Annotated in this window: 19 protein-coding genes and 1 tRNA gene; 11 read left to right on the forward strand and 9 right to left on the reverse strand. The window is 72.2% G+C overall.

The genetic code is table 11. The features are described from left to right. Positions 1 to 74: 74 nt before the first annotated feature. The 3 genes from ACZDYF_RS02395 to ACZDYF_RS02405 all read left to right on the forward strand — a co-directional run bounded on the left by ACZDYF_RS02395 (position 75) and on the right by ACZDYF_RS02405 (position 2,556). Entirely contained in the window at positions 75 to 1,052 is a 978-nt protein-coding gene (locus ACZDYF_RS02395; protein WP_364074439.1) for a DUF4097 family beta strand repeat-containing protein, read from the forward strand. Beyond that, positions 1,052 to 1,654, forward strand: a complete 603-nt coding sequence (locus tag ACZDYF_RS02400) for a PadR family transcriptional regulator (protein WP_191790816.1) — start codon at positions 1,052 to 1,054, stop codon at positions 1,652 to 1,654. The genes ACZDYF_RS02395 and ACZDYF_RS02400 overlap by 1 nt, the downstream gene beginning before the upstream one ends. 104 nt (positions 1,655 to 1,758) lie before the next feature. Then, positions 1,759 to 2,556: a DUF4097 family beta strand repeat-containing protein gene (locus tag ACZDYF_RS02405; protein ID WP_239528040.1), complete on the forward strand. Its 798-nt coding sequence runs from the start codon at positions 1,759 to 1,761 to the stop codon at positions 2,554 to 2,556. Positions 2,557 to 2,704: 148 nt separating this feature from the next. Here the strand turns inward: ACZDYF_RS02405 and ACZDYF_RS02410 are convergent, their stop codons facing one another. Beyond that, positions 2,705 to 3,310: a GDSL-type esterase/lipase family protein gene (locus ACZDYF_RS02410; protein ID WP_307824175.1), complete on the reverse strand. Its 606-nt coding sequence runs from the start codon at positions 3,308 to 3,310 to the stop codon at positions 2,705 to 2,707. An 88-nt stretch (positions 3,311 to 3,398) separates the two neighbouring features. After that, positions 3,399 to 4,313, reverse strand: coding sequence for an aldose 1-epimerase family protein (locus ACZDYF_RS02415; protein ID WP_475052821.1), 915 nt, complete (start codon positions 4,311 to 4,313; stop codon positions 3,399 to 3,401). A 148-nt stretch (positions 4,314 to 4,461) separates the two neighbouring features. Here ACZDYF_RS02415 and ACZDYF_RS02420 point away from each other — a divergent pair, with 148 nt between their 5' ends. Then, the gene (locus ACZDYF_RS02420; RefSeq protein ID WP_204809648.1) at positions 4,462 to 5,457 is read left to right on the forward strand and encodes an aldo/keto reductase; all 996 of its coding nucleotides are present in this window, start codon (positions 4,462 to 4,464) and stop codon (positions 5,455 to 5,457) included. Between the two features lie 89 nt (positions 5,458 to 5,546). On the opposite strand, the gene ACZDYF_RS02425 is transcribed toward ACZDYF_RS02420, so the two are convergent. The 3 genes from ACZDYF_RS02425 to ACZDYF_RS02435 form a co-directional block, all read right to left on the reverse strand. Beyond that, positions 5,547 to 9,398, reverse strand: coding sequence for a multifunctional oxoglutarate decarboxylase/oxoglutarate dehydrogenase thiamine pyrophosphate-binding subunit/dihydrolipoyllysine-residue succinyltransferase subunit (locus tag ACZDYF_RS02425; protein WP_475052834.1), 3,852 nt, complete (start codon positions 9,396 to 9,398; stop codon positions 5,547 to 5,549). A gap of 255 nt (positions 9,399 to 9,653) precedes the next feature. Continuing rightward, the gene (locus ACZDYF_RS02430) at positions 9,654 to 10,808 is read right to left on the reverse strand and encodes a sensor histidine kinase (protein WP_475052840.1); all 1,155 of its coding nucleotides are present in this window, start codon (positions 10,806 to 10,808) and stop codon (positions 9,654 to 9,656) included. Beyond that, positions 10,805 to 11,566, reverse strand: coding sequence for a response regulator transcription factor (locus ACZDYF_RS02435; RefSeq protein ID WP_225227495.1), 762 nt, complete (start codon positions 11,564 to 11,566; stop codon positions 10,805 to 10,807). Before ACZDYF_RS02435 ends, ACZDYF_RS02430 begins: the two co-directional genes overlap by 4 nt. 221 nt (positions 11,567 to 11,787) lie before the next feature. Between ACZDYF_RS02435 and ACZDYF_RS02440 the strand changes: the two genes are divergently transcribed. The 3 genes from ACZDYF_RS02440 (at position 11,788) to ACZDYF_RS02450 (ending at position 15,372) form a co-directional block, all read left to right on the forward strand. Continuing rightward, positions 11,788 to 13,251, forward strand: coding sequence for a hemolysin family protein (locus ACZDYF_RS02440; protein WP_475052846.1), 1,464 nt, complete (start codon positions 11,788 to 11,790; stop codon positions 13,249 to 13,251). Further along, positions 13,248 to 14,369: a hemolysin family protein gene (locus tag ACZDYF_RS02445; protein WP_191790809.1), complete on the forward strand. Its 1,122-nt coding sequence runs from the start codon at positions 13,248 to 13,250 to the stop codon at positions 14,367 to 14,369. The genes ACZDYF_RS02440 and ACZDYF_RS02445 overlap by 4 nt, the downstream gene beginning before the upstream one ends. A 211-nt stretch (positions 14,370 to 14,580) precedes the next feature. Beyond that, positions 14,581 to 15,372 (forward strand): M15 family metallopeptidase, encoded by a 792-nt coding sequence (locus tag ACZDYF_RS02450; protein WP_191790808.1) that lies wholly within the window; start codon positions 14,581 to 14,583, stop codon positions 15,370 to 15,372. A gap of 9 nt (positions 15,373 to 15,381) precedes the next feature. Here the strand turns inward: ACZDYF_RS02450 and ACZDYF_RS02455 are convergent, their stop codons facing one another. Further along, positions 15,382 to 17,082, reverse strand: coding sequence for a cation:proton antiporter (locus ACZDYF_RS02455; RefSeq protein WP_475052857.1), 1,701 nt, complete (start codon positions 17,080 to 17,082; stop codon positions 15,382 to 15,384). A 222-nt stretch (positions 17,083 to 17,304) separates the two neighbouring features. On the opposite strand from ACZDYF_RS02455, the gene ACZDYF_RS02460 reads away from it, so the two are divergent. After that, on the forward strand, positions 17,305 to 18,000 hold the full coding sequence (locus ACZDYF_RS02460) for a hypothetical protein (RefSeq protein ID WP_475052860.1): 696 nt from the start codon (positions 17,305 to 17,307) through the stop codon (positions 17,998 to 18,000). A gap of 41 nt (positions 18,001 to 18,041) precedes the next feature. On the opposite strand, the gene ACZDYF_RS02465 is transcribed toward ACZDYF_RS02460, so the two are convergent. The 3 genes from ACZDYF_RS02465 to ACZDYF_RS02475 all read right to left on the reverse strand — a co-directional run bounded on the left by ACZDYF_RS02465 (position 18,042) and on the right by ACZDYF_RS02475 (position 20,063). Beyond that, entirely contained in the window at positions 18,042 to 18,668 is a 627-nt protein-coding gene (locus ACZDYF_RS02465) for a CYTH domain-containing protein (RefSeq protein ID WP_138823500.1), read from the reverse strand. 22 nt (positions 18,669 to 18,690) lie between these two features. Further along, complete coding sequence (locus tag ACZDYF_RS02470) at positions 18,691 to 19,854, reverse strand: N(5)-(carboxyethyl)ornithine synthase (protein WP_191790806.1); 1,164 nt, start codon at positions 19,852 to 19,854, stop codon at positions 18,691 to 18,693. 136 nt (positions 19,855 to 19,990) lie between these two features. Further along, positions 19,991 to 20,063: transfer RNA gene (locus ACZDYF_RS02475), tRNA-Arg, on the reverse strand. Between the two features lie 188 nt (positions 20,064 to 20,251). On the opposite strand from ACZDYF_RS02475, the gene ACZDYF_RS02480 reads away from it, so the two are divergent. Genes ACZDYF_RS02480 through lysA form a run of 3 tightly spaced genes read left to right on the forward strand, consistent with a single transcriptional unit; the run spans position 20,252 to position 24,757 of the window. Further along, positions 20,252 to 21,586 carry a CynX/NimT family MFS transporter gene (locus ACZDYF_RS02480; protein WP_475052867.1) on the forward strand — a complete coding sequence of 445 codons (1,335 nt, stop codon included), beginning with the start codon at positions 20,252 to 20,254 and terminating at the stop codon, positions 21,584 to 21,586. Between the two features lie 22 nt (positions 21,587 to 21,608). Continuing rightward, positions 21,609 to 23,303, forward strand: coding sequence for an arginine--tRNA ligase (gene argS, locus ACZDYF_RS02485; RefSeq protein ID WP_475052874.1), 1,695 nt, complete (start codon positions 21,609 to 21,611; stop codon positions 23,301 to 23,303). After that, positions 23,300 to 24,757: a diaminopimelate decarboxylase gene (gene lysA / locus ACZDYF_RS02490; protein WP_475052879.1), complete on the forward strand. Its 1,458-nt coding sequence runs from the start codon at positions 23,300 to 23,302 to the stop codon at positions 24,755 to 24,757. The genes argS and lysA overlap by 4 nt, the downstream gene beginning before the upstream one ends. Positions 24,758 to 24,764: the final 7 nt, after the last annotated feature.

The raw sequence follows: 24,764 nt of genomic DNA on the forward strand, positions 1-24,764 counted from the left end.
TATCGTGTGACCAGAAACGCGATACATCGCGTTCATGGGACCGGGTGGGACACCGCAGGAACGCGAGGAGAGACATGGCGACCGAGAACTGGACCGTGACCGGTCCGCAGACGATCGACGTCGGGCCCGTGGCCCGCCTCGACGCGAACCTGCTCAACGGACGCATCGACGTCGTGGTGCACGACGAGCCCGGCGTCCGGGTCGAGGTCCACTCGATCGAGGGGCGCCCGCTCGAGGTGCGTCTCGACGGCGACCGCCTCACGGTCGGGTACTCGCCCACGGGCGGGTGGCAGGGCTTCCTCGACTCGTTCCGCAACTACCGCGGCAAGGACCGCGCGGACGTCTACGTCGGCGTGCCCGCACACGTGCGGGTCAAGCTCGCGACCGTGCGCGGCGACGGCCTCGTCGCCGGCACCCAGGCGAAGGTCTCGGTCGCCACGGTAGGCGGTTCGGTCATGACGACGCAGACGACAGGCGCGGTCCGCGTCGACACGGTCTCGGGCGAGGTCACGGTCCGCGACCACGTGGGCACCCTCGTCATGGACTCCGTCTCGGGCGACCTCACGGCCTCCGGGGCGCTGACCGACGTCAAGCTCAACACCGTCTCCGGGAACGTCACGCTCGACTCGAGCGCCACGCCCGACGTGATGAACGTCAACGCGGTCTCGGCCGACGTCCTGGTGCGCGTCCCCGAGCCCGACGACCTCGACTACACGCTGCGCTGCGTGAGCGGTCGTCTCGTGGTCGACGGCGTCGAGCACCGCGGCACGCCCGGCGGCGCCTACCGCCAGGCCGGCCCGTCCGGGACCCCGGGAAAGAAGCTCCAGGTCAACTCGGTCTCGGGGAACGTCACGGTGCTGCGCGGCGAGCCCGCGGACGCCGCCGCGTGGGACGGTCCCGCCGGTCAGGCCACCGGCACCGGCGCCCACCCGTGGTCGTACGACGACGCCCCGACCGACGCGTACCCGGGCTACGGCGCCCCGTGGGGCACGGCGGACAGCCGGGCGACGTGGACCGGCGGCGGGCCCGCGGACGGACCGGCGGACCGCTGATGGCCTCCGTCTTCGCCCACGGAGAGCTCCGGCTCTACCTCCTCGCGCTGCTCGAGTCCGGACCCAAGCACGGCTACGAGCTCATGACCGAGCTGAGCGACCGCTTCGGGGGGACCTACCGCCCCAGCGCCGGCACCATCTACCCGCGCCTCGCCCGGCTCGAGGGGGAGGGCCTCGTGCGGCGCAGCGACAGCGCCCGCAAGTCCACGTACGAGCTCACGCCCGCCGGGAGGGCCGAGGTCGCGGCCCGCCGGGCGGACGTCGCGGCGCTCGAGGACGGGATCGCCCAGACCGTGCGCACCCGGGCGCACGCCCTGCGCGCCGACATCGAGGGCTCGATGCAGGGGCTGCGCGCCGAGCTCGCGGCCGCGGCCCAGGAGGCGCGTGTCCGCCCGCGGCCCGCCGCCACCCCGGACCCTCGCCGCGGCGAGTCCTACGCCCGCCGTGTCGAGGCCGAGGCCATGGTGCAGCGGTTCCGCGACGACGTCCGCGCCGACCTCCGGCGAGCCGACGCGAGCAGCGCGGTCACCGAGCTGACGCTCGAGACGTTGCGGACGGTCCTGGACTCCGCCCGGCGGGCGGTCCGGGGGACGCTGCCGTGACGGGCGGCCCCGCGGCGGAGGGTCCGGTCGACCGGTACGGCCCGCACGACACGAACCAGCACGACACGAACCAGCACCGCACGCAGACGACGAAGGAGAACGACATGGGAACCGAGTCCTGGGTCATCGCAGCACCGCAGCAGATCGAGGTCGCCGACGTGGCGTCGCTCGTCGTGGGCCTGAACAACGGGGCGGTCGAGGTCGTGAGCGACCCGAGCCGCGAGTCCGGCGCGACCGTCGACGTGACCGACGTGAGCCCGCGGCCCCTGCGGGTCACCACGCACGCGGGCGAGCTGAAGATCGCGTACGACTTCGACGGCGTCGAGGGCGTCGTGGACCGGGTGCGCGGACTGAAGGACAAGGACACCGCGACACTGCGGGTCGTGCTCCCGGCGCACCTGCCCGTCAAGATCGCGACCGCGCGTGCGGCGGCGACCGTCAGCGGGACGCGCGCCCCCGTGTCGGTCACGACTGCCGACGGGGCGGTCACCGTGACCGACACCGTGGGTCCGCTCTCGGTCAAGACCGTCGCGGGCCGCGTCGCCGTCACCACGCACGACGGGGACGTCAAGGTCGGCACCGCCTCGGGCCGCGTCGAGGCCGAGGGCGCGCTCGGACGGGTCACGATCAGCACGGTCACCGGGGACGTGGTCGTGGAGGCCCGCGAGACGACACCTCTCGTGACCGCTAAGACCGTCTCGGGCGACGTCACGCTGCGACTGAGCGAGGGCGCGGGGGTCAACCTCAAGGCGCGCGCGGTCACGGGCAAGGTCGTGCTCGACGGCGCCCCCGTCCCCAGCGCGCAGTCCCGCACCACGTCCGTGGACCACTCCGAGGGCACGAGCGGCGCCTACGTGTCGGTCAGCACGGTCTCGGGCAACCTCACGGTCTCGCGGGGCTGACGACACCGGGCGGCCTGCGCCCGGAGACGTGACAGCGGCCTGCGGTCGCCCCTGCACGGGGCGGCCGCAGGCCGCTGTCGTCGCATCAGCCCGGTCCGGCCACCCTCGGCGGGCGGGAGCGTCGCCCTCGGCGGGCCGGACGCCCGGCCTACGTGACGTCGTCGGGCAGGCCGAGCCACGCGTGCCAGCCCGTGTGCAGGACGAGCCAGGCCATGAGGCCGTAGCCCGCCTGGCCCGGGTACCCGCCGCCGCTCGTCGCGAGGTCCGCGAGCCACTGCTCGTGCGTGACCAGGGGCGTGAACGTGTCGACGTACGGGACGCGCCGCCGGTTGGCCACGTCCGCGAAGGCCGCCGAGAGCTCGGCGACCCGGTCGTTGTCCTCGGGACGGCCCGGCGGCGGGCCGACGACGAACGTCGGCAGACGACGGTGCTCGGCCACGTCCAGGACGTTCGCCAGGTTCAGGCGCGACCGCGCGACCGACAGGCCCGCGTCGAGGTCGTGACGGCCCAGGGCGAGGACGAGCCGGTTGTCGGCCTCGGGGTCGTGGTCGAAACGCCTGGTCGTCTCGGCGTCCCAGCGCTGGCTCATCGCCGTCGTCGTCTCGCCCGGGATCGCGAGAGGAAAGATCATCGCCGTCCCCGGGAAACGGGTGCGCGCGACCACGCGCCCGGCCCAGCCGAGGCCCTTGGCGTCGCCGACGCCCGCGCTCAGCTCGTCGCCGACCACGCAGATCCGTACTTCAGGTTCTCCCACGGTGATGTGCTCCTCGTTCGCTCGCGCACCATTGTCTGTCACGACCGGGCTCCCGTGCGGGATGTCCGGCCGGTCGGGCGGCATCGCGTCAGAGGAGCGTCGCACCCCACACGGCCTCGTGCGAGGCCCCGGGGGCGAGCCGGACGAGGCGCTCGCCCGTCCGGAACGCGTCCGCGACGCAGCTCATGGGCTCGGCCGCGACCCCCGTGCGCCGGTACCCGGCCGCCGAGACGTGGTCGCCGGTGCACACCTGCCACGTGCCCATCGAGGGGTCCATCCACACCGCTGCCGTGCGGCCGTCGGGAGCGGCCAGGCGCATCCAGGACAGGTCGTCCTCGTCCCGCAGGACGTCGACGTACGCGTCGTCGAGGTCGATGCCCGCGAGCAGGCGGGGCTCACGCAGGTCGTAGTCGCCCGCCGCGGGCTCGGTGCCCGTCGGCAGCAGCCGATCGTCCGTGGTGACGCGCGTGCGCGCGTCGAGGCGCAGCGTGCACTCGTCGACCGATGCGTCGCCGGGGGACAGCCACGGGTGGAACCCGACGCCGTAGGGTGCGTCGGTCGTGCCCACGTTCGTCGTGCGGGCCGTGACGCGCAGCCCCGCGTCGCTCAGCGCGTACGTGACGCGGGCCACGAGGGCGAACGGGTAGCCGGGCGTGGGGACGAGGTGCAGCTCGAAGGTCACGGCCGAGGGGGACTGCTCGACGACGTCCCAGCGCTCCCAGCACACCAGGCCGTGGATGGCAGTGCTCCGCGGCACCTCGGTGACCGGGAGCTGGTGCTCGATCCCGTCGAACGTGTACTGCCCGTCGCGCAGGCGGTTGGGCCAGGGGAGCAATACGGCCCCGTGCGACGCGGGGGCGATCTCGTCCTCGCCGAAAGGGGTGAAGACGTCCCGGCCGGCGACCGAGTACGTCCGGACGGTCGCACCGACCTCCGTGAGCGTGGCACGGTGGTCACTGTGCTCGATGTGGATCTGGGAACCGGAGGGCGGGTGGATGTTCACGATCACACACGTTACTGGGTGCGGAACGCCCGTCGAGCAGGGACAGTAGAACCCGGTTGCGCCACCCTCTCGGGGGCACGGCCCAGCGACGCACCGTCCCCGGTCCTTCCGGGAGCGGGAGCACCACCCGCAGGACGAGGAGGAACACATGGAACGACGAGTGCTCGGACGCACCGGACGACTGGTCTCGGTCGTCGGGCTCGGCACCTGGCAGCTCGGGGCGGACTGGGGTGAGGTCAGCGAGGCCGACGCCCGCGCCGTGCTCGACGCCTCGGCCGAGTCGGGCGTGACCTTCTTCGACACCGCCGACGTCTACGGCGACGGCCGCAGCGAGGAGATCATCGGGTCCTACCTCGCGGACAACCCCGGCGCAGGCATCACGGTCGCGACCAAGATGGGCCGACGAGCCCCGCAGGAGCCCGCGAGCTACACGCTCGCGAACTTCCGCGAGTGGACGGACCGTTCGCGCCGCAACCTCCGCACCGACCGGCTCGACCTCGTCCAGCTCCACTGCCCGCCGTCGTCGGTCGTCGACGACGACGAGGTGTACGACGCGCTCGACACGCTCGTGGCCGAGGGGGCCGTCGCGGCCTACGGCGTGAGCGTCGAGACCGTCGACGAGGCGCTCGCGGCCATCGCGCGCCCCGGCGTCGCGACGGTCCAGATCATCCTCAACGCGTTCCGGCTCAAGCCCCTCGACGAGGTGCTCCCCGCGGCCTCCGAGGCAGGGGTGGGGATCATCGCCCGCGTCCCGCTGGCGTCGGGCCTGCTGTCCGGGAAGTACACGCGCGAGACGACGTTCGCCGAGAACGACCACCGGAGCTTCAACCGCGACGGCTCCGCGTTCGACGTCGGCGAGACCTTCTCCGGGGTCGACTTCGCGACCGGCCTCACCGCGGCGGGGGAGTTCACCGCGCTCGTGCACGACGTGCTCGGACCCGACGTGACCCCGGCCCAGGCCGCGATCGCCTGGATCTGGCAGCAGCCCGGTGTCTCGACCGTGATCCCGGGGGCCCGCAACGTCGACCAGGCCCGCGCCAACGCCGAGGCCGGCTCCGCGGAGGTGCTCGGCCCCCTCTTCGCGTCGGGCGTCCGGGAGATCTACGACCGCTACCTGCGCGAGCAGGTCCACGGCCGCTGGTAGACCTCCCGCGCACGCACGACGAAGGCCGCCTCCCGTCCAGGGAGGCGGCCTTCGTCGTAGCCCTCAGAGGCTCAGCGTGCGGGTCCTGCTCAGCGGGCGAACGCCTGCTCGAGGAGGACGGCCTGCTGTGCCTGGTGCTTCTTGGCCGTACCGGCAGCGGTCGAGGCCGACGCGGGGCGTGAGACGACCCGGACGCGAGGCAGGTCCTCGGGCAGGTTCACGTGGACGAACGACCACGCACCCTGGTTCTCCGGCTCGTCCTGGACCCACACGACCTCGGCGCCCGCGTACTTGGCGAGCTCCCGGCGGATGCCGTCCACGTCGAGCGGGTAGAGCTGCTCGAGGCGGACGATGGCCGTCTTGTCGTCCCCACGCTTGGCGCGCTCGGCGACCAGGTCGTAGTAGACGCGGCCCGTGCAGAGCAGGACGCGGTCCACGGACGCGGGGTTCGCCGTCGGGTCCCCGAGCACCGGCTGGAACGTGCCGGTCGTGAAGTCCTCGACCCCGGACGCGGCCGCCTTGAGACGCAGCAGCTGCTTGGGCGTGAACACCACGAGCGGACGACGCGGGCGGGCGTACGCCTGCTGACGCAGCAGGTGGAAGTACGACGCCGGTGTGGAGGGCTGCGCGACCGTGAGGTTGTTCTCGGCGCACATCTGCAGGAAGCGCTCGATACGCGCCGACGAGTGGTCCGGCCCCTGCCCCTCGTAGCCGTGCGGCAGCAGCATGACGACCGAGGAGTTCTGGCCCCACTTCTGCTCGGCCGAGGAGATGAACTCGTCGATGACGGTCTGGGCGCCGTTGACGAAGTCGCCGAACTGCGCCTCCCACAGCACCAGGGCGTCAGGACGCTCGACCGAGTAGCCGTACTCGAAGCCGAGGGCCGCGTACTCGCTCAGCGAGGAGTCGTAGACCCAGAACTTCGCCTGGTCCGCCGACAGGTACAGCAGCGGGGTCCACTCGGCACCCGTCTCGCGGTCGTGCAGGACGGCGTGGCGCTGCACGAACGTGCCGCGACGAGAGTCCTGCCCGGCAAGGCGCACGGGCGTGCCCTCCACGAGCAGCGAGCCGAACGCGAGCAGCTCGCCGTAGCCCCAGTCGATGCCGCCGTTGGCGGACATCTGGTTGCGCTTCTCGAGGAGCTGAGCCAGCTTGGGGTGGACCGTGAAGCCCTCGGGCGGCGAGACGTGCACCTGACCCACGCGCTCGATGATCGACTGGTCGATCGCGGTCTTCCACCCGACCATCGTGCCGGCGTCCTCACGCTGGGACTCAGGACGCTCCAGGCCCGCGACGGGCTCGGTCGCGGGCGACGGGGTGAAGCCGCCCTCCTTGGTCTCGGTGAAGACGCGCTCGAGCTGGGCCTGGTAGTCCTGCAGGACGTGCTCGGCCTCCTCGAGCGTGATGTCGCCGCGTGCGACGAGGTTCTCGGTGTAGAGCTTGCGCACCGAGCGCTTGGCCTCGATCAGGTTGTACATGAGCGGCTGCGTCATCGAGGGGTCGTCGCCCTCGTTGTGCCCGCGGCGGCGGTAGCAGATCATGTCGATGATCACGTCGCGGTCGAACTGCTCGCGGAACGCGAAGGCGAGCTCGGCGACGCGCACGCACGCCTCCGGGTCGTCACCGTTCACGTGGAAGATCGGGACCTGGTAGCCCTTGGCGACGTCGGTCGAGTAGAGCGTCGAGCGCGACGAGGACGGGCCCGTGGTGAAGCCGACCTGGTTGTTGATGATGACGTGGATCGTGCCGCCCGTGCGGTACCCGCGCAGCTGCGCGAGGTTCAGGACCTCGGGGACCACGCCCTGGCCCGCGAAGGCCGCGTCGCCGTGGATGAGGATCGGCAGGACGGAGAACCCGTCGCCGCCCAGGTCGATGCGGTCCTGCTTGGCGCGCACGATGCCCTCGAGCACCGGGTCGACCGCCTCGAGGTGCGAGGGGTTGGCCGCGAGGTAGACGCGCGTCTGCGCACCCGACTCGGCCGAGAACGTGCCCTCGGTGCCGAGGTGGTACTTGACGTCGCCCGAGCCCTGGACGCTCTTGGGGTCCTGGTTGCCCTCGAACTCCGCGAAGATCTGCGCGTAGCTCTTGCCCGCGATGTTCGCGAGGACGTTGAGGCGGCCACGGTGCGCCATGCCGATGCAGACCTCGTCGAGGCCGCCGTCGGCCGCCTTGGACAGCACCGCGTCGAGCAGCGGGATGACGGACTCGCCACCCTCGAGCGAGAAGCGCTTCTGGCCGACGAACTTGGTCTGCAGGAAGGTCTCGAAGGCCTCCGCGGAGTTCAGGCGGCGCAGGATCCGCAGCTGGTCCTCGCGCGGGGTGCGGGCGTACCCGGACTCGAGGCGCTCCTGGAGCCAGCGGCGCTGGGCGCGGTCCGCGAGGTGCATGTACTCGATGCCGATCGAGCGGCAGTACGAGTCGCGCAGCAGGCCGAGGATGTCGCGCAGCGTCGACTTGGTCTTGCCGCCGAACCCGCCCGTGGGGAAGGTGCGGTCCAGGTCCCACAGCGTGAGGTCGTGGGTCTGGACGTCGAGGTCCGGGTGCTTGCGCTGGCGGTAGGCGAGCGGGTCGGTGTCCGCCATGAGGTGGCCGCGCGAGCGGAACGAGTGGATGAGCTCGGCGATCTTGGCGGGCTTGGCGGCCTCGATCTCGGCGTCCGTCGTGTTGTCGCGGGTCCAGCGGACCGGCTCGTAGGGGATGCGCAGCGCAGCGAAGACGCGGTCGTAGAACCCGTCCTCTCCGATCAGCTTGGTGCCGAGGATGCGCAGGAACTCGCCGGACTGGGCGCCCTGGATGATGCGGTGGTCGTAGGTCGACGTGATCGTCAGGACCTTCGAGACGCCGAGGCGCGCGAGCTGCTCGACCGAGGCGCCCGCGAACTCCGCGGGGTAGTCCATGGCGCCGACGCCGATGATCGTGCCCTGGCCCTGCATGAGGCGCGGGACCGAGTGCACGGTGCCGATGCCACCGGGGTTGGTGAGCGAGATCGTGGTGCCGGCGAAGTCGTCGACCGTGAGCTTGTTGCCGCGAGCCCGGCGGACCAGGTCCTCGTAGGCCGCCCAGAACTGGGCGAAGTCCATCTGCTCGGCCTTCTTGACGCTCGGCACGAGGAGCTGGCGGGTGCCGTCCGGCTTGGCGAGGTCGATCGCGAGACCGAAGTTGACGTGCGCCGGGTTGTTCACCGCAGGCTTGCCGTCGAGCTGCGTGTAGCTCGCGTTCATGGCCGGCATCTCGCCGAGGGCCTCGACGAGCGCGTACCCGATGAGGTGCGTGAACGAGATCTTGCCGCCGCGCCCACGGGCGAGGTGGTTGTTGATCACGATGCGGTTGTCGACCATGAGCTTGGCCGGCACGGCGCGCACGGAGGTCGCCGTGGGGACCTCGAGGCTCGCCTCCATGTTCACGACGACGCGCGCGGCGGGGCCGCGCAGCTTCTGGACGTCGTCCGCGGCGTCGGGCGTGTCGGACTTCGACTTCGCAGCGGCGACCGCGGCGTAGGGGGCCGTCGCCGGCTGCGCGGTCGCGACCGGGCGGTTGGCCTTCACGGCCGCGATCGCGGCGTTGACGGTCGGGTCGGCGGGGACCACGGGAGACTTGGGGCGCTGCGCCGACTCGCCGGCGGCCGAGCCGTCGGTCGCGGGGACGGCGGCCGTGCGGGCCGGCGGCGTTGCCGGTGCGTTCGCCGGGATCTGGACCGCGGGGGCCGGGGTCGCGACGGGCTGCGTCGTGGTCCCGGCGGCGGGGGCGGCAGGCGTGCTGCTCCCGTTCACCTCGCTCGCCTTGTCCCCGGGACGGTAGTCCGCGAAGAACTCCCACCACGCGGGGTCGACCGCGTTCTTGTCCTTGAGGTATTGCTCGTAGAGCTCGTCGACGAGCCATTCGTTGGCGCCGAACACAGAACTTGCTGCGCTGATCGACTCTGACTCAGCCTTCGGGGACACGCGAGGATCGCCCACTTTCACCACTGATCGTCACTGGATATCGGGTACCTAGTCCGGAACCGGACCCGTCAAGCCTAGGCCCTCCCACCCGCTCGCCGAGGCGCTGGTCGGCGGAAATGTGCAGGGTGTCGGCCGGTTCTTCACGGGACGTCTGCCAGAGGCAAACAGGGGGGCAACAGCGACCTGTTCGCTGACCAAAGGTCAGGTCGTTTAGACCATCCCCGGGTATGGACGCCACCGAGTGTGACGAAGATCTCACTCGGTGGCGTCCGGAGAGCGCCCTTCCTGGCCGGTCGGCCGAGGTGTCCCGGGATGTCCCAGGATCTCCGGAAGGTCGTCCGGCAGCCCCGTCGTGTGAGGCTGAGGACGGGCAGGGAAGGTCAGTCGCATGGTCGCGCCCTGCAGGGAGTCCGCGACCTCGATGCGGCCGCCGTGCAGGTCGACCGCCCAGCGCACGATCGCGAGCCCGATCCCGGTCCCCCCGGTCGACGAGTGGCCCTGCGAGGGGGCGTTGCCCCGCGCGAAGCGCTCGAAGATCCGCTCGCGGTCCTTCTTCGCGATGCCCGGTCCCTGGTCGATGACCTCGATCACCACGTCGTCGTCCACGGGGTAGGCCTCGAGGCGGATCTCGCCGTTCTGGGGCGAGTGCCGGATCGCGTTCTGGAGCAGGTTGGTGATGATCTGGCGCAACCGCTCGGGGTCCGCGGGCAGCGTCAGGTCCTCGGGGGTCACGTCGACCACGTACTGGAGCTGCTTGCCGGCCTCGACCATCGAGACGGCGTCGGCGTTCTCCTCCAGGAAGTCGCCGAGCGGGATGTCCTGGAAGTTGAGGGCCGCAGCACCCGCCTCGATCCGGGACAGGTCCAGGAGGTACGTCACGAGGCGGGTCAGGCGCTCGGTCTGGGCGAGCGCCATCTCCATGGTCGCCGGGTTCGCCTCGCTCACGCCGTCGACGACGTTCTCGAGCTGGGCCTGGAGCGCCGCGATGGGGGTGCGCAGCTCGTGCGACACGTTCGCGATGAGCTCTCGCCGCATCTGGTCCGATGACGCCAGGTCCTCGGCCATGATGTTGAACGCGACCGCGAGCTGGCCGACCTCGTCGCGGCTCGTCGCTCGCACGCGCCGGGTGTAGTCGCCGTCGGCCATGGACTGCGCGGCCGCCGTCATCTCGCGCAGGGGAGAGGTCATGCCGCGCGCCAGGATCTGCGTGAGCAGGAGCGAGAGCACGATCGCGAGGGGGAACGTGCGGGTCGGGCCGAGCTTGTTCTGCTGCCCGAGCCACGTGATGAGGACCGCGAGCGTGACGGTCGCGAAGACCAGCACGCCGAGCTTGATCTTGAGCGACCGGAACGAGTCGAGGGGCCGGACGTCCGGGAGGTGGGGGCGGATGGTCCGGGGGCCGGAGGTCACGCGACCGGGGGCTCGAACGCGTACCCGACCCCGTGGACCGTGCGGATCAGGTCCGGTCCGAGCTTGCGGCGCAGCGCCTTGATGTGGGAGTCGACCGTGCGGGTCCCGCTCGCGTCGGCCCAGTCCCAGACCTCGGCGAGGAGACGCTCGCGCGTGAGGACGGTCTTGGGCGAGCTGGCCAGCATGACGAGCAGCTCGAACTCGGTGGGGGTCAGGTGGACCTCCTCGCCCGCGCGGTGCACGCGCCGCTGGGCGCGGTCGATCACGACGTCGCCCACGACCATGGGCGGGTCCGTGGGGGTCGACGTCGCCGCCTGGGCCGCGCGGTCGACGCGCCGCAGGAGCGCCTTGACCCGGGCGACCAGCTCGCGCATCGAGAACGGCTTGGTCATGTAGTCGTCGGCGCCGACCCCGAGCCCGATGAGCATGTCCGTCTCGTCGTCGCGCGCCGTCAGCATGAGGATGGGGACGGGCTGCTCGGCCTGGATGCGGCGCGTGACCTCGAGGCCGTCGATGCCCGGCAGCATCACGTCGAGCACGATCACGTCGGGTCGCAGGCGGGTCGCGGCCTCGACGCCCGAGAGCCCGTCGCGTGCGACCTCGACGCGCCAGCCCTCGGCGCTCAGGCGCTGGGCGATGGCCGTGGCGATCGCCGGCTCGTCCTCGACGACGAGGATGTTCGCGGACTGCGCGGGTGTGCCTGCGGGACCACCAGCGCTCGTCGCGCCGGTGCCGGTGGGGAATGCGCTGGCTGTCATGGCACCAGCGTGGCACAAAGGGGGCGACGATGGTCGCACGACGGACGGAAGATCGGCCGGTGTCCGTGGTGTTCCGGTGGGCGTTCGGTGCTGGTCAGGTGCTCGTCCGGTGCTGGTCAGGAGCCGGGAGCGGCGCACCCGCTCCGGATGGACGCCGCGCCTTGGCCCGATAACATCGTCTCCACGATGAAGAGCGCACCCCGATATCCGTGGAGCACCCCGTGGTAGGCGACTGGTTGATGGTCGCGCTGGGGGTGCTCCTGACCGCAGGTACCGCAGTCTTCGTGGCGAGCGAGTTCTCCCTCGTGACCCTCGACCCCGCCGTCCTGGCCAGGCCGGGGAGCGATGAGGACGACGACGCCGACGTCGCCGGGCAGGGCACGGCACGAGGTGCGGCGCCGGACGGCGCGCGCGAGGCGGACGTCCCCGGGACGCAGGCGCGCAGCAGCCGCCGCGACCGCAGCGTCCGGGCCGGTCTCAAGCACCTGTCGACCGAGCTCTCCTCGGCGCAGGTCGGCATCACCATCACGACCATCCTGCTCGGCTACACGGCCCAGCCGGCCCTCCAGAACCTCATCGGCGACGCCCTCGGGAGCACGGCCCTCGGCGCGAGCGCGGCCACGGTCCTGGCGGTGGTCCTGGCGCTCGTCGTCGTGAACCTCTTCTCGATGCTCTTCGGCGAGCTCATCCCCAAGAACTTCGCGCTGTCGACCCCGTACGCGACGGCCCGCCAGGTCGTCCCGGTCCAGCGGCAGTTCACCAAGCTCTTCCGCCCGGTCATCTCGGTGCTCAACGGCTCGGCGAACGCGATCCTGCGCCGCATGGGCGTCGAGCCGCGCGAGGAGCTGTCGGGCGCGCGCTCCGCGTCCGAGCTCGCGGCCCTCGTCAAGCGGTCGGCCCAGGAGGGCACCCTGAACACCTCGGTGGCCACGCTCCTGACCAACTCGATCGAGCTCGACGAGCTCAGCGCGGTCGACGTCATGACGGACCGCATGCGCATGGTGGTCCTGCGTCGCGACGACACGGCGGAGGACGTCGTGGCGCTCGCCCGCACCTCGGGGCACTCCCGTTTCCCCGTGATCGGTGAGGACCGCGACGACGTGCTCGGCCTGGTCCACCTGCGCCGTGCCGTGGGGGTGCCGCACGAGCGTCGCGCCGAGGTGCCCGCGGCCGCGCTCATGGTCGACGCCCCGCGCGTCCCGGAGACGGTCGCACTGGGGCCGCTCCTCGTCGAGCTGCGCGGGTTCGGCCTGCAGATGGCCGTGGTCGTCGACGAGTACGGCGGGACGTCGGGGGTCGTGACCCTCGAGGACGTGGTCGAGGAGCTCGTGGGGGACGTCGCGGACGAGCACGACCCCCGACGGGCCGGGGTGGCCCGCGGGACCGACGGCTCGTGGATCGTGCCGGGGGTCATCCGGCCGGACGAGCTCCGCGAGTCGACGGCGCTCGAGGTCCCCGAGGACGGTGCGTACGAGACCTTGGGCGGGCTCGTCATGGCCGACCTGGGCCGGGTGCCCGAGGTCGGTGACGAGGTCCGGGCCGGCGACGTCGTGCTGCGGGTCGAGGCCATGGAGGGGCGCCGCGTCGAGCGTCTGCGGGTGCGAGTGCTCGCGCCGCCCGGACCCCCGCCGGGCGCGGCCCCGCGCGCGGGCGGCTCCCCCCGGACGCCCGGAGGTGCGCGATGAGCTCGACCGCAGCCCTCCTCCTGGGCCTGTTCCTCCTGGCCGCGAACGCGTTCTTCGTGGGCGCGGAGTTCGCGATCATCTCCGCCCGGCGCAGCGCGATCGAACCGCTCGCGGCGCAGGGCAACCGCCGGGCGCAGACGGTCCTGTGGGCCATGGAGCACGTCTCGCTCATGCTCGCGTGCGCCCAGCTCGGCGTCACGGTGTGCTCGGTGGGGCTGGGTGTCGTCGCGGAGCCGGCCGTCGCGCACCTCATCGAGGTGCCCTTGCACGCCCTGGGTGTGAGCCCGTCGCTGACGCACCCGATCGCCTTCGTGATCGCGCTGGCGATCGTGGTCTACCTGCACGTCGTGCTCGGCGAGATGGTCCCCAAGAACCTCGCGGTGTCGGGACCGGAGAAGGCCGTCATGTGGTTCGGTCCGCCGCTCGTCGTGCTGGGTCGCATCCTCAGGCCGATCATCGTCTCGCTCAACTGGCTCGCGAACCACGTGGTGCGCTGGACCGGGGTGGAGCCCAAGGACGAGGTCGCGTCGGTCTTCACGGCCGAGCAGGTGCAGTCGATCGTGGAGCACTCGCAGGCCGAGGGGCTCCTGCAGGACGAGCAGGGCCTGCTCTCGGGGGCCATCGAGTTCTCGGAGCGCACGGCGGCCGAGGTCATGGTGCCGGTCGACCGTCTCGTGACGGTGGTCGAGGGGTGCACGCCCGACGAGATCGAGCGCCTGGTCGCCAAGACGGGGTTCAGCCGTTTCCCGGTGGCCGACGTGCACGGCGAGCTCGTGGGGTACCTGCACCTCAAGGACGTGCTGTACGCGAGCGGTGAGGACCGCTTCCGGCCGGTGCCGTCGTGGCGGGTGCGCGCGCTCGCGACGGCCGAGCCGGGCGACGAGATCGAGGACACCCTGCGCGCCATGCAGCGCTCGGGCGCGCACCTGGCGCGCGTGGACGAGGGGACCTCGGAGCGCGAGGGCGGCGTCTCGGACGGCTCGGTCGTCGTGACCGCGCTGCCCGACGGCGCCGCACCGGACCGCGGTCCGGGCGCTCTGGGCGTCGTCTTCCTCGAGGACATCCTGGAGGAGCTCGTCGGCGAGGTGCGGGACGCGATGCAGCGGCGCGTGCACTGAGCGGGTCGCCTCGGGCCGCCCGCAGCTCGTTGAGCAGGGGACTTGGCTTCCCACGCGCCCACGGATATCGTGTCCGATGCTTCGTCTCGCACGGTTCCTCCGGTACAGGAGGCTCATCCCTTCTGCGAGGTGCGGCGTTCATGTCGTCAGTGCCGCCCTGGCCACCGTGAGGTGTCCGGGTGGTTCTTCGAGCGGAGGTCCGGTGGAGTCGATGTCGACGTCCCAGTCCTCCGACTCCCGGCGCGCTCGGCGCGAGGCGGAGACCGGGCACAAGGGACGTCGTCGGGCGGAGATCCCCTCTCATCAGCGCTGGGCCCCTCGCATGGCGGTCCTCGGGACGCTCGCGGTCGCTACCATCGCCATGCCGCTCTCGGCCGGTGCGCAGGACGGCCCGGCGGCCCCCTTCGGGCCGGACGGCAGGCCGACCGGCCCGAGCGCGCTTGACCTCGTGAACAACCCGACCGCGGCCGAGGCCACGTCGGAGTACGTCGCGTCGGCTCCGAAGATCGACGGCCGGACCCAGGCCGCGAGCCGTTCGGTCGAACGTGCCCCGCTGCCCGACTGCGACCCGACGGTCAAGGTCACGAGCGCCAACGGCAAGCTCACGGGCCACGAGCTGTGCGACCTGTGGCAGCCGGGCGAGTCGTTGCGTCCGGACGCGGCGGTGGCGCTGTCGGCCATGAACGAGGCCTTCCGGTCGACGTTCGGCCGTGACATGTGCCTGGTCTCGAGCTACCGGACGATCGCCTCGCAGGTCTCCCTCAAGGGGTCGCGCGGGGCGTTCGCCGCCAAGCCGGGGACCTCGTTCCACGGCTGGGGCCTCGCGATCGACCTGTGCTCGAGCGAGACGGGGAACCGCGAGGTCTACTCGTGGATCAACAAGAACGGCGGTCTGTACGGCTGGGCCAACCCGTCGTGGGCCAAGCGTGGCGGTGGCGGCGCCTACGAACCGTGGCACTTCGAGTTCACCGAGGGTGTCGTCGAGCACGGTGGCCTTCTCTGACGGGTCCCGTCAGATCCGGTTGACCCAGGACTCGGCCAGCGCCTCGGCCTCGATGTCCAGCTCGCGCAGGATCCTGCGCATCACGGCCTCGTTGAGGCGTCCCGCGTCGCGCTCGTCGACCAGCACCTGTCGCTGAGCCCTGTTCATGTCGGCGCGCAGCGCGTTGAGCCGCCGAAGGTCCTCCGACCGGTCGCCGGGCCGGGCGACGGGGAAGGCGCGTCCGCCCGTGGGGCGCGCCCGGACGGGGGCCTGCTCGACCGGTTCCTCGGCCTCGGACTCGGGGGACAGGAGACGGGCCGCGGCCTGGGCGCGACCGACGATCGCGGCGGACATCGCCGCTCGGGTGGCCTCGGCCTTCTCCTCCCCGATCACGGGTGCCCACTCCTTCGTGGCGTGCGCGATGGCCTCGGCCTGCGCCTCGGCCATGAGCCGGCGGACCCGTGCCTCCTCGGCGGCGTCGCTCGCGGCCTCGTCCTCTCCGCCGACGCCGAGCGCCCGGATGACCCAGGGCAGCGTCACGCCCTGCAGGAGGAGCGTGCCGATCGCGACCGTGAAGGCCGCGAGCTGGATCGTGGCCCGGCCGGGGAACTCGGCGCCGCCGAGCGTCACGGGGATCGCGGCCGCGGCGGCGAGCGTGACGACACCGCGCATGCCTGCGGACGAGACGACGAGGGACTCGCGCCAGTCGAGCCGGTCGCCGCGCGCGCGTCTCGAGCCGGGCAGGTGCACACGGTCGAGCCAGGACGTCGCGAAGACGCAGAAGGGCCTGATCGCCATGGTCGTGGCGAGGGCTGCGAGCGACACCCAGACCGCCGTCCTGAGCCCTTCGTCGGAGTCCACGACGGTCTCGACGACGGACTTGAGCTGGAGCCCGATGAGCGCGAACGTGATGGCCTCGAGCAGCAGGTCGAGGCTGTCCCACAGCGGTTCCTCGACGAGTCGTGTCTCGTAGCCCGCGGTCGGGGCCGTGTGGCCCAGGTAGAGGCCTGCGGCGACCACGGCCAGCACCCCCGACCCGCTGAGCTCCTCGGCGATCCAGTAGGCCGCGAAGGGGAGGATGATCCCGGCGACGCTCGTCAGGAGGGGGTCGGCGAGCCGCAGGCGGGCGGCATGCATCCCGATGCCCATGACGAGCCCGACGCCCACGCCGACCACGACGGCGAGCGTGAAGACCCCGATGCCCTCGGTCCACACCCAGGCACCCGTCGCGACGCCGGCGAGGGCGACCTTGTACAGCGTGAGGGAGGTCGCGTCGTTGATGAGGCTCTCGCCTCCGAGCAGGGTCATGACCCGGCGGGGCAGCCCGAGCCGTCGGCCGACCGCGGCCGCGGAGACCGCGTCGGGTGGAGCGACGACGGCGCCCAGCACGAGCGCCGCGGCGAACGGCAGGTCGGGGAGCAGGAGCGTCGCGACCCAGGCGACCGCCAGGGCGGTGACGATCACGAGCCCGACCCCGAGGCGCACGATCGCGTGGAGGGACGTGCGGAAGTCCTGGTAGGAGCTGCCGGTGGCGGCCGAGAAGAGCAGCGGCGGCAGGATGATGCCCAGCAGGACCTCGGGACCGAGCTCGATGTGCGGGACGACGGGGATCAGCGAGACGCCCAGGCCCACGGTGACGAGCAGGAGGGGAGCGGGCAGGTCCCAGTGCCGGGCGACGGCCGTGACGGCCAGCGCACCGGTGATGAACAGGAGTACGACGGCCTCGTCCATGCCCTGCATTCTCCGTCGGGTCGGTCGGGACGGCGCGGGAGGGACGTCTGACGGCGTGTTGCCCCCCGGGATGCGCACCGCACCGGGATGTCAACCACCTCTTGACAGAGCGCTCGTGTCAAGCCAGAGTTGACGCATGCCTACCCGGAGATTTCCCCTCACCGACCAGCCCGCCGTCGCGACCGGCGCTCCGGCGTCGGGCATCGACGAGAGTCGCGAACCGTGAGCGGGGCACCCGCCTGGGGCAGCCTCGAACCCCGCGACGACGACCGGACGCTCGACGACCTGCTCGCCGAGGCCGTGACCGCTGCGGACCCGGGCATCGGCGACCGCATCACGACGGACCCCGGTGCGCATCTCGAGCTCGTCGCCCTCACGGCGCGCGCGAGCACCTCGGCCGAGTCGCTCCTCGCGACGGCCGTGTCGTCGGCGCGCTCGGCAGGGCACAGCTGGGAGGCGATCGGCACGACCCTGGGGATCTCGCGGCAGGCCGCGCAGCAGCGCTTCGGGCGACCCGTCGGGGCGGCCGCGCCGGGGACGGTCCAGGACCTCGTCGGGGGCGCGGAGGTCGGCGACACCCGGATCCTGGCGCCCGTCACTGCCGTGACCGAGATGGCGGCGCTCGAGGCCTACGGGCGCAAGGGGTGGCGCTCGACGGGGTTCGGGGCAGGTTTCCACCGGCTCGTGCGCACCACGACGCAGTGGGAGCACGCGCGCGTGTACGTCCTGGGGGCGAGCCGGTTCGGGCTCGAGGCCGACGGGTGGGAGCGGATCGGGACATGGTTCCCGTGGGTCTACTACGCGCGCAGCCTGGGGATCGCCCCCGTCGGAGGAGACCGTGACGTCGTGGACGGCCCGCGCCCGGTGGACGGCCCGCGCCCGGTGGACGGCCCGCGCCTCGTGGACGACGGGGCCTGAGCGGCGCGCGCCCGGTCCCGCCGGGCGCGCCCCTGCCCGGGCTACTCCCCGGGCAGGTGGGCGTTGTGCCCGAAGTCCTGCCGGAACCGTGGCCCGGAGACCGCGAGCTCGGCGGCGAACGACCCCGCCCACGCCGAGTACGGGGTGTGCGAGAGCGAGTCGTTGGAGAACCGGCGGTCGTCGGTGATCTCGGTGACGCAGAACGCCGGGATCTGGAGGTCCACGACGGGGCCCGAGCGTTCGCACTCCGCGACGACGAGCGGGTGGTTGGCGCCGCCGAACACGTCGATGACCCAGCCGTCCGCCCCGAGCCATGCCGAGTAGCGGGTCTTGACGATGCGCCCGCCACCACGACGGATCATCTCGACCCCGACGTTGACGTCGATCTCCCGCTCGGCCTCGTACCGGGTGCCCCCGACCGTGGGTCCCTTGACCGTGAGCGCGCAGAAGTCGAACGCGTACCGGTCCAGGACGCTCAGAGGAGAGGTGCTGCCGCTGAGCGCGGCGGCCGTCGCGCTCGCCTGGGCGCGCAGCCGCAGCGCGTAGCCGTCCTCGGCCAGGTAGTAGCTCTGCACGATGAGCGCGGGCGCGTCGAGCAGGTCGACCGGGACGTCCTTCACGAGGAAGCGACGCTCGAACTCGAAGTCTCCGTTACCACCGTCCGTCATAGGACATACCGTACGCGGTCGCTCACGGCTGGGCCGGGAGCGGGAGGTGCGGGTACGTGGCCTCGCGGTGCTGGAACTCGAGCACGGCAGGGTTGAGGACGACGCCGTCGCGCACCTCGATCGCGCGGCGGACCGTCTCGTTCGCCTCCCAGCCCGTCGGGCCGGCCATGACCGCGGGGAGGAACGGCAGGACTGCCGAGCTGATCTCCCACGTCGCCGAGTTCCACAGGTACGAGGGGCTGTGGTCGACCGCGTAGTAGTTGATGTTCTCCCCGACCGTGACCAGAGGGTCGGCGAACGTGGTCGATCGCGCCCAGTCGAACGCCATGCCGTCGTCGCACGACACGTCGACGATCAGGCTGCCCGGCCGGAACGCCCCCAGGTCGGAGGTGCGCAGGTAGAGCAGGGGCGCGTTGGGGTCCTGGAGCGTGCAGTTGACGACGATGTCGCTCTCGGCGAGGAACGGGGCGAGCGGCAGACGGCCCTCGTCGGTGATGACCTCGCTGAGGTACGGCGCGTCGTCGTGGTCGAACTGCACGATCTGCGCCGAGTGGATCGGTGCCGCGACCGCCGCGACCCGGCGGTTGGTGAGCACGCGGACGTCGTGGACCCCGTGCGCGTTGAGGGCCGTGACCGCCCCGCGCGCCGTGGCGCCGAAGCCGATGACCACGGCGGTCAGACGCCTGCCGTAGTCGCCCGTCGACCCGCACAGCGCGAGCGCGTGCAGCACCGAGCAGTAGCCCGCCATCTCGTTGTTCTTGTGGAAGACGTGCAGGCCGAACCCGCCGTCGGACGCCCAGTGGTGCATGGCCTCGAAGGCCACGAGCGTGAGCCGCTTGTCGATCGCGAGCTGGGTCAGCTCGCGGTCCTGGACGCAGTGCGGCCAGCCCCACAGGGTCTGGCCGGGGCGCAGGTCGTGCAGGTCCTCAAGCTGGGGCTTGGGCAGCAGGATCACGTCGGCGGCCGCGATGACCTCGGTGCGGGTGCCCAGGGAGCGGACCCAAGGCGCGATCTGCTCGTCGCTCACCCCGAAGCGCTCGCCGTAGCCGTGTTCGACGACGATCCGCGACCGGAGCTCGGGGGCGATGCGCTCGAGGTGGTCGGGGTGGAGGGGGAGCCGGCGCTCGTCGGGCTTCCGCGACGTCCCGAGGAGGCCGAGGATGGTGTCGTTCGATGCTGTTGTCACGCTTGTCCCGTCAACGAGACCACGGTGGCCCAGTAGTGCGGACGCTACACGGGTGCGGGGGAGGCGCCGACCACACGGACAGGTCGTGGGCACGACGAAGCCCCTGGACCGAGGGGTCCAGGGGCTTGGTCTGCGGTGCCCTCGATAGGACTCGAACCTACGACCTTCTGCTCCGGAGGCAGACGCTCTATCCACTGAGCTACGAGGGCAACATGCGTTCGCTCTGACGAGCATCCGGCACGGTGCACGAGACTACCAGTCTCCGGCGGGTTCGTGCTCCCACCTGCCGAGAGCCGTCCGGGACGACCGGCCGCGCGGTGGCGGGGTGACCGGACTCACCAGCCCGGAACGCCCTCCGGGACGGGTGCCTCGGGAGACGGATGCGTACCCTCCTGGAGTGGATCGCCAGGACTCGAGCTCGACCCCCGACAGCACCCCCGACAACGCCCTCCGCCCGTGGCACGGGCGGTTCGTCGTCCTTGCCGGGATCGTCCTCGCGGCGTTCAACCTGCGGATCGCGGTCGCCTCGGTCTCCCCGATCCTGGACGTGGTCCGGACCGACATCGACCTGAGCGACCAGCTCGCGGGGCTCCTGGGGACCGTCCCGGTGATCGCGTTCGCGGTCTTCGGGTCGCTCGTCCCCGTCCTCTCGCGCAGGTTCGGGCTCGAACCGACGCTCGTCGCCGCGCTGCTCGTCAGCTCGGTCGGCGAGATCCTGCGGTCGCTGTCGAGCACGGCCCCGTCCTTCCTGCTGTGGACCGCGGTGGCGCTCGCGGGCATGGGCATGGGCAACGTGCTGCTCCCGCCGCTCGTCAAGCGGTACTTCCCCGACCGGATCGGCGCCGTGACCGCGGCGTACACCGTGACGCTCTCGCTGAGCACCGCGATCCCGCCGCTGCTCGTGGTGGGCATCGCCTCGTCGCTGGGCTGGCGGCCCGCCCTGGGCGGCTGGGCGCTCGTGGGGCTGCTCGCGGCCGTGCCGTGGACCGTGGTGATCGCGCGCTCGGCCCGAGCCCGCGCCGAGCTCGCGTCGGTGCTCGAGCACTCGCCCGAGCACACCGCAGGCCTCGACGGGCGGCACCGCCACGAGGGGCGTGCGTGGCGCAGCCCGCTCGCGTGGGGCATCGCGGGGATGTTCGGCCTCAACTCGCTCAACACGTACGTCATGTTCGCGTGGCTGCCGCACGTCCTGGTCGACGCCGGGATGTCCGAGCCGACCGCGGCGAGCGCCCTCGCGCTGTACGCGTTCGTCGGCATGCCCATGTCGATCGTCACACCGCTGCTCGCGGCCCGGATGCGCAACCCGTACCCCCTCGTGGTGGTCTTCGTCGCGATGCTCGCGGTCGGGTACGGCGGGCTGATGGGTGGCCAGGCGGGTCCTGCGATCTGGGTGTGGGTCGTGCTCGCGGGGCTGGGGGCCTCGACGTTCCCGCTCGGGCTGGCACTCATCAACCTGCGCAGCCGCACGTCGGCCGGGGCCGTCGCGCTGTCCGGGTTCGTGCAGGGCGTGGGGTACCTCGTCGCGGGGGCGGGGCCCCTGACCGCGGGCATCCTGTACGCCCGCAGCGGCACGTGGACCAGCACGTTCGTCTTCCTGTTCGTGACGCTCGTGGTGATCCTGCTGGCCGCCGTCGCGGGCTGCCGCCCCGTCATGATCGAGGACACGTGGGGTCCGCGTGCTCGTCGGGGACGCCCCTCGGCGCCCCCGACGGACGGCGACGCAAAGCGCTAGCGTCGCTCGCTAGAATCGTCGGGTGACCCCGAACGAGCTCTCCGAAGCGCTCAGCGCTGCCCTGGCCTCCGCCGTCGCCGACGGCACCCTCGCCCTGCCCGCCGACGCGGTCCCCACGTCGGTCCACGTCGAGCGACCCCGCCAGCGCGAGCACGGCGACTGGGCCACGAACGTCGCCCTGCAGCTCGCGAAGAAGGCCGGCGTCGCCCCGCGCGTCCTGGCCGAGGACCTCGCGCAGCGCCTGGCCGCGCACCCGGGCATCAAGTCGGTGGACATCGCCGGGCCGGGCTTCCTGAACATCACGCTCGACGCGGCGGCCGCGGGCGAGCTCGCGCGCACCATCCTCGCCCAGGGCGCGACCTACGGGAACAACGACTCCGAGGCCGGCACGCGCATCAACCTCGAGTTCGTCTCGGCGAACCCCACGGGCCCCATCCACATCGGCGGCGTGCGCTGGGCTGCGGTCGGCGACTCGCTGGCCCGCGTGCTCCAGGCCTCGGGCGCCGTGGTCGAGCGCGAGTACTACTTCAACGACCACGGCGCGCAGATCGACCGCTTCGCGCGCTCGCTGCTCGCGCGCGCCAAGGGACAGGACGCCCCGGAGGACGGCTACGGCGGCCAGTACATCTCGGACATCGCCGAGGCCGTCATCGCCGACGCGATCGCCGCGGGCGACCCGGACCCGCGCACGCTGCCCGACGACGAGGCCCAGGAGGTCTTCCGGGCGCGCGGCGTCGAGCGCATGTTCGACGAGATCCGCGCGGCGCTGCACGACTTCGGCGTCGACTTCGACGTGTACTTCCACGAGGACTCGCTGCACGAGTCCGGCGCGGTCGAGCGCGCGGTCCAGCGCCTGCGCGAGGGCGGCCACGTGTTCGAGGCCGACGGCGCGACGTGGCTGCGCACGACCGACTTCGGTGACGACAAGGACCGCGTCATCATCAAGTCGGACGGCGAGGCCGCGTACATCGCGGGCGACATCGCGTACTACCTCGACAAGCGCGAGCGCGGGTTCGACGACGTCATCATCATGCTCGGCGCGGACCACCACGGGTACGTGAGCCGCATGATGGCGGTGTGCGCGGCGTTCGGCGACGAGCCGGGCAAGAACCTGCAGATCCTCATCGGGCAGATGGTCAACCTGGTCAAGGACGGTCGACCGGTCCGCATGGCCAAGCGCGCCGGGAACGTCGTGACGCTCGAGGACCTGGTCGACGCCGTGGGCGTTGACGCCGCGCGCTACTCGCTCGCGCGCTCCTCGGCGGACTCGAGCATCGACCTGGACCTCGACCTGCTGACGAAGGCGGGCAACGAGAACCCGGTCTACTACGTGCAGTACGCGCACGCCCGCACGGCGAACGTCGCGCGCAACGCGCAGGCGCACGGTGTCTCGCGGTTCCGTGAGGACGGGAGCGAGGCGTTCGACCCGTCGCTCCTGACGCACGAGACCGAGTCGATCCTGCTCGGTGCGCTCACCGAGTTCCCCCGCGTCGTGGGCCAGGCGGCCGAGCTGCGCGAGCCGCACCGCGTCGCGCGCTACCTCGAGGCGCTCGCGGGCGACTACCACTCCTGGTACCACGAGTGCCGTGTGACGCCGCTGGGCGACGAGGAGGTCACGGACGTGCACCGCACGCGCCTGTGGCTCAACGACGCCACGCGTCAGGTGCTCGCCAACGGCCTCGGCCTGCTGGGCGTGTCCGCGCCGGAGCGCATGTGAGCGCGTCGGCAGGCCCGACGACGCCGCCCGCCTTCTCGCCGACCGGCACCTACGTGCCGGGCGAGCCGTGGTCGAGCGGCGTGCGCCGCGGGCCCGACGGCGCGCTCACGGTCGCGGGGGTCGACGTGCGTGAGCTCGCGGTCGCCCAGGGCACCCCGGCCTACGTGCTCGACGAGGCCGACCTGCGCGAGCGCGCGCGGTCGTACCGCCGTGCGTTCGAGGCAGCGTTCGCCGAGGTCGGCGCGGACGTCGACGTGTACTACGCGGGCAAGGCGTTCCTCTCGGTCGCCGTGGCCCGCTGGGTGCACTCCGAGGGGCTGCGCGTCGACACCGCGACGGGCGGCGAGCTCGCGGTCGCGCTGCGCGCAGGCGTTCCCGGCGAGCACATCGGCCTGCACGGCAACAACAAGTCCGACGCGGAGATCGCGCGCGCGCTCGACGCGGGCGTGGGCCGGATCATCGTCGACTCGCTCGTCGAGGTCGAGCGCGTGGCCGCTGCCTCGCGCGCCCGCGGCGGGGCTCCGGCCCCGGTCATGATCCGCGTGACCACGGGCGTGCACGCGGGCGGGCACGAGTACATCTCGACCGCGCACGAGGACCAGAAGTTCGGTCTGTCGCTCGCGACCGGTGGCCAGGGCACGACAGCCCCTGGTGCGCAGGACGAGGACAGCCCCGCCATGGTCGCGCTCCTCACGGTGCTCTCGCACCCCGAGCTCGAGCTGCTGGGCATCCACTCGCACATCGGTTCGCAGATCCTCGACCCGTCGGGCTTCGAGGTCGCGGCGCGCAAGGTCCTCGAGCTGCGGGCTGCCCTGGCGCGGCGCACGGGCTTCCTCGTGCCCGAGGTGGACCTGGGCGGCGGGTACGGCATCGCGTACCTGCCGGGCGAGGTCGCGCTCGACCCGGACCGCATCGCGAAGGACGTCGCGGCGTCGGTGGCCGCCTCGTCGGCGGACCTCGGGACCCCCCTGCCACGCTTCTCGATCGAGCCGGGCCGCGCGATCGTCGGGCCCGCGGGCCTGACGCTCTACACGGTCGGCACGGTCAAGCCCGTGCGGGTCAGCGGGCCGGGCGGCGAGGCGGAGAGCACGATCGTGCGCACGTACGTCTCGATCGACGGCGGCATGAGCGACAACATCCGCCCGGCGCTGTACGGCGCGGACTACCACGCCGAGCTCGCGAACCGGTTGTCGGACGCCGAGCCCGTGCTCGCGCGGGTGGTCGGCAAGCACTGCGAGAGCGGCGACATCGTGGTCCACGACGTGCTGCTGCCGGGCGACGTGCGGGCGGGCGACCTGCTGGCCGTCGCGGCGACGGGCGCCTACGGGCGCTCGATGGCCTCGAACTACAACCACGCGCCCCGACCCCCGGTCGTGGCCGTGGCCGACGGCGAGACCAGGGTCCTGGTCCGTCGTGAGACGGAGGACGACCTGCTCGCGCTCGACCTGGGCTGACGTCGCC

It is taken from the genome of Oerskovia sp. PE-21s (assembly GCF_056158145.1).

Coding starts and splice junctions, on each gene's coding strand:
- ACZDYF_RS02465 (WP_138823500.1), bottom strand. CDS start 18,668: ATGACGGACGGTGGTAACGGAGACTTCGAGTTCGAGCGTCGCTTCCTC.
- ACZDYF_RS02400 (WP_191790816.1), top strand. CDS start 1,052: ATGGCCTCCGTCTTCGCCCACGGAGAGCTCCGGCTCTACCTCCTCGCG.
- ACZDYF_RS02420 (WP_204809648.1), top strand. CDS start 4,462: ATGGAACGACGAGTGCTCGGACGCACCGGACGACTGGTCTCGGTCGTC.
- ACZDYF_RS02395 (WP_364074439.1), top strand. CDS start 75: ATGGCGACCGAGAACTGGACCGTGACCGGTCCGCAGACGATCGACGTC.
- ACZDYF_RS02405 (WP_239528040.1), top strand. CDS start 1,759: ATGGGAACCGAGTCCTGGGTCATCGCAGCACCGCAGCAGATCGAGGTC.
- ACZDYF_RS02450 (WP_191790808.1), top strand. CDS start 14,581: ATGTCGACGTCCCAGTCCTCCGACTCCCGGCGCGCTCGGCGCGAGGCG.
- ACZDYF_RS02435 (WP_225227495.1), bottom strand. CDS start 11,566: ATGACAGCCAGCGCATTCCCCACCGGCACCGGCGCGACGAGCGCTGGT.
- ACZDYF_RS02445 (WP_191790809.1), top strand. CDS start 13,248: ATGAGCTCGACCGCAGCCCTCCTCCTGGGCCTGTTCCTCCTGGCCGCG.
- ACZDYF_RS02455 (WP_475052857.1), bottom strand. CDS start 17,082: ATGGACGAGGCCGTCGTACTCCTGTTCATCACCGGTGCGCTGGCCGTC.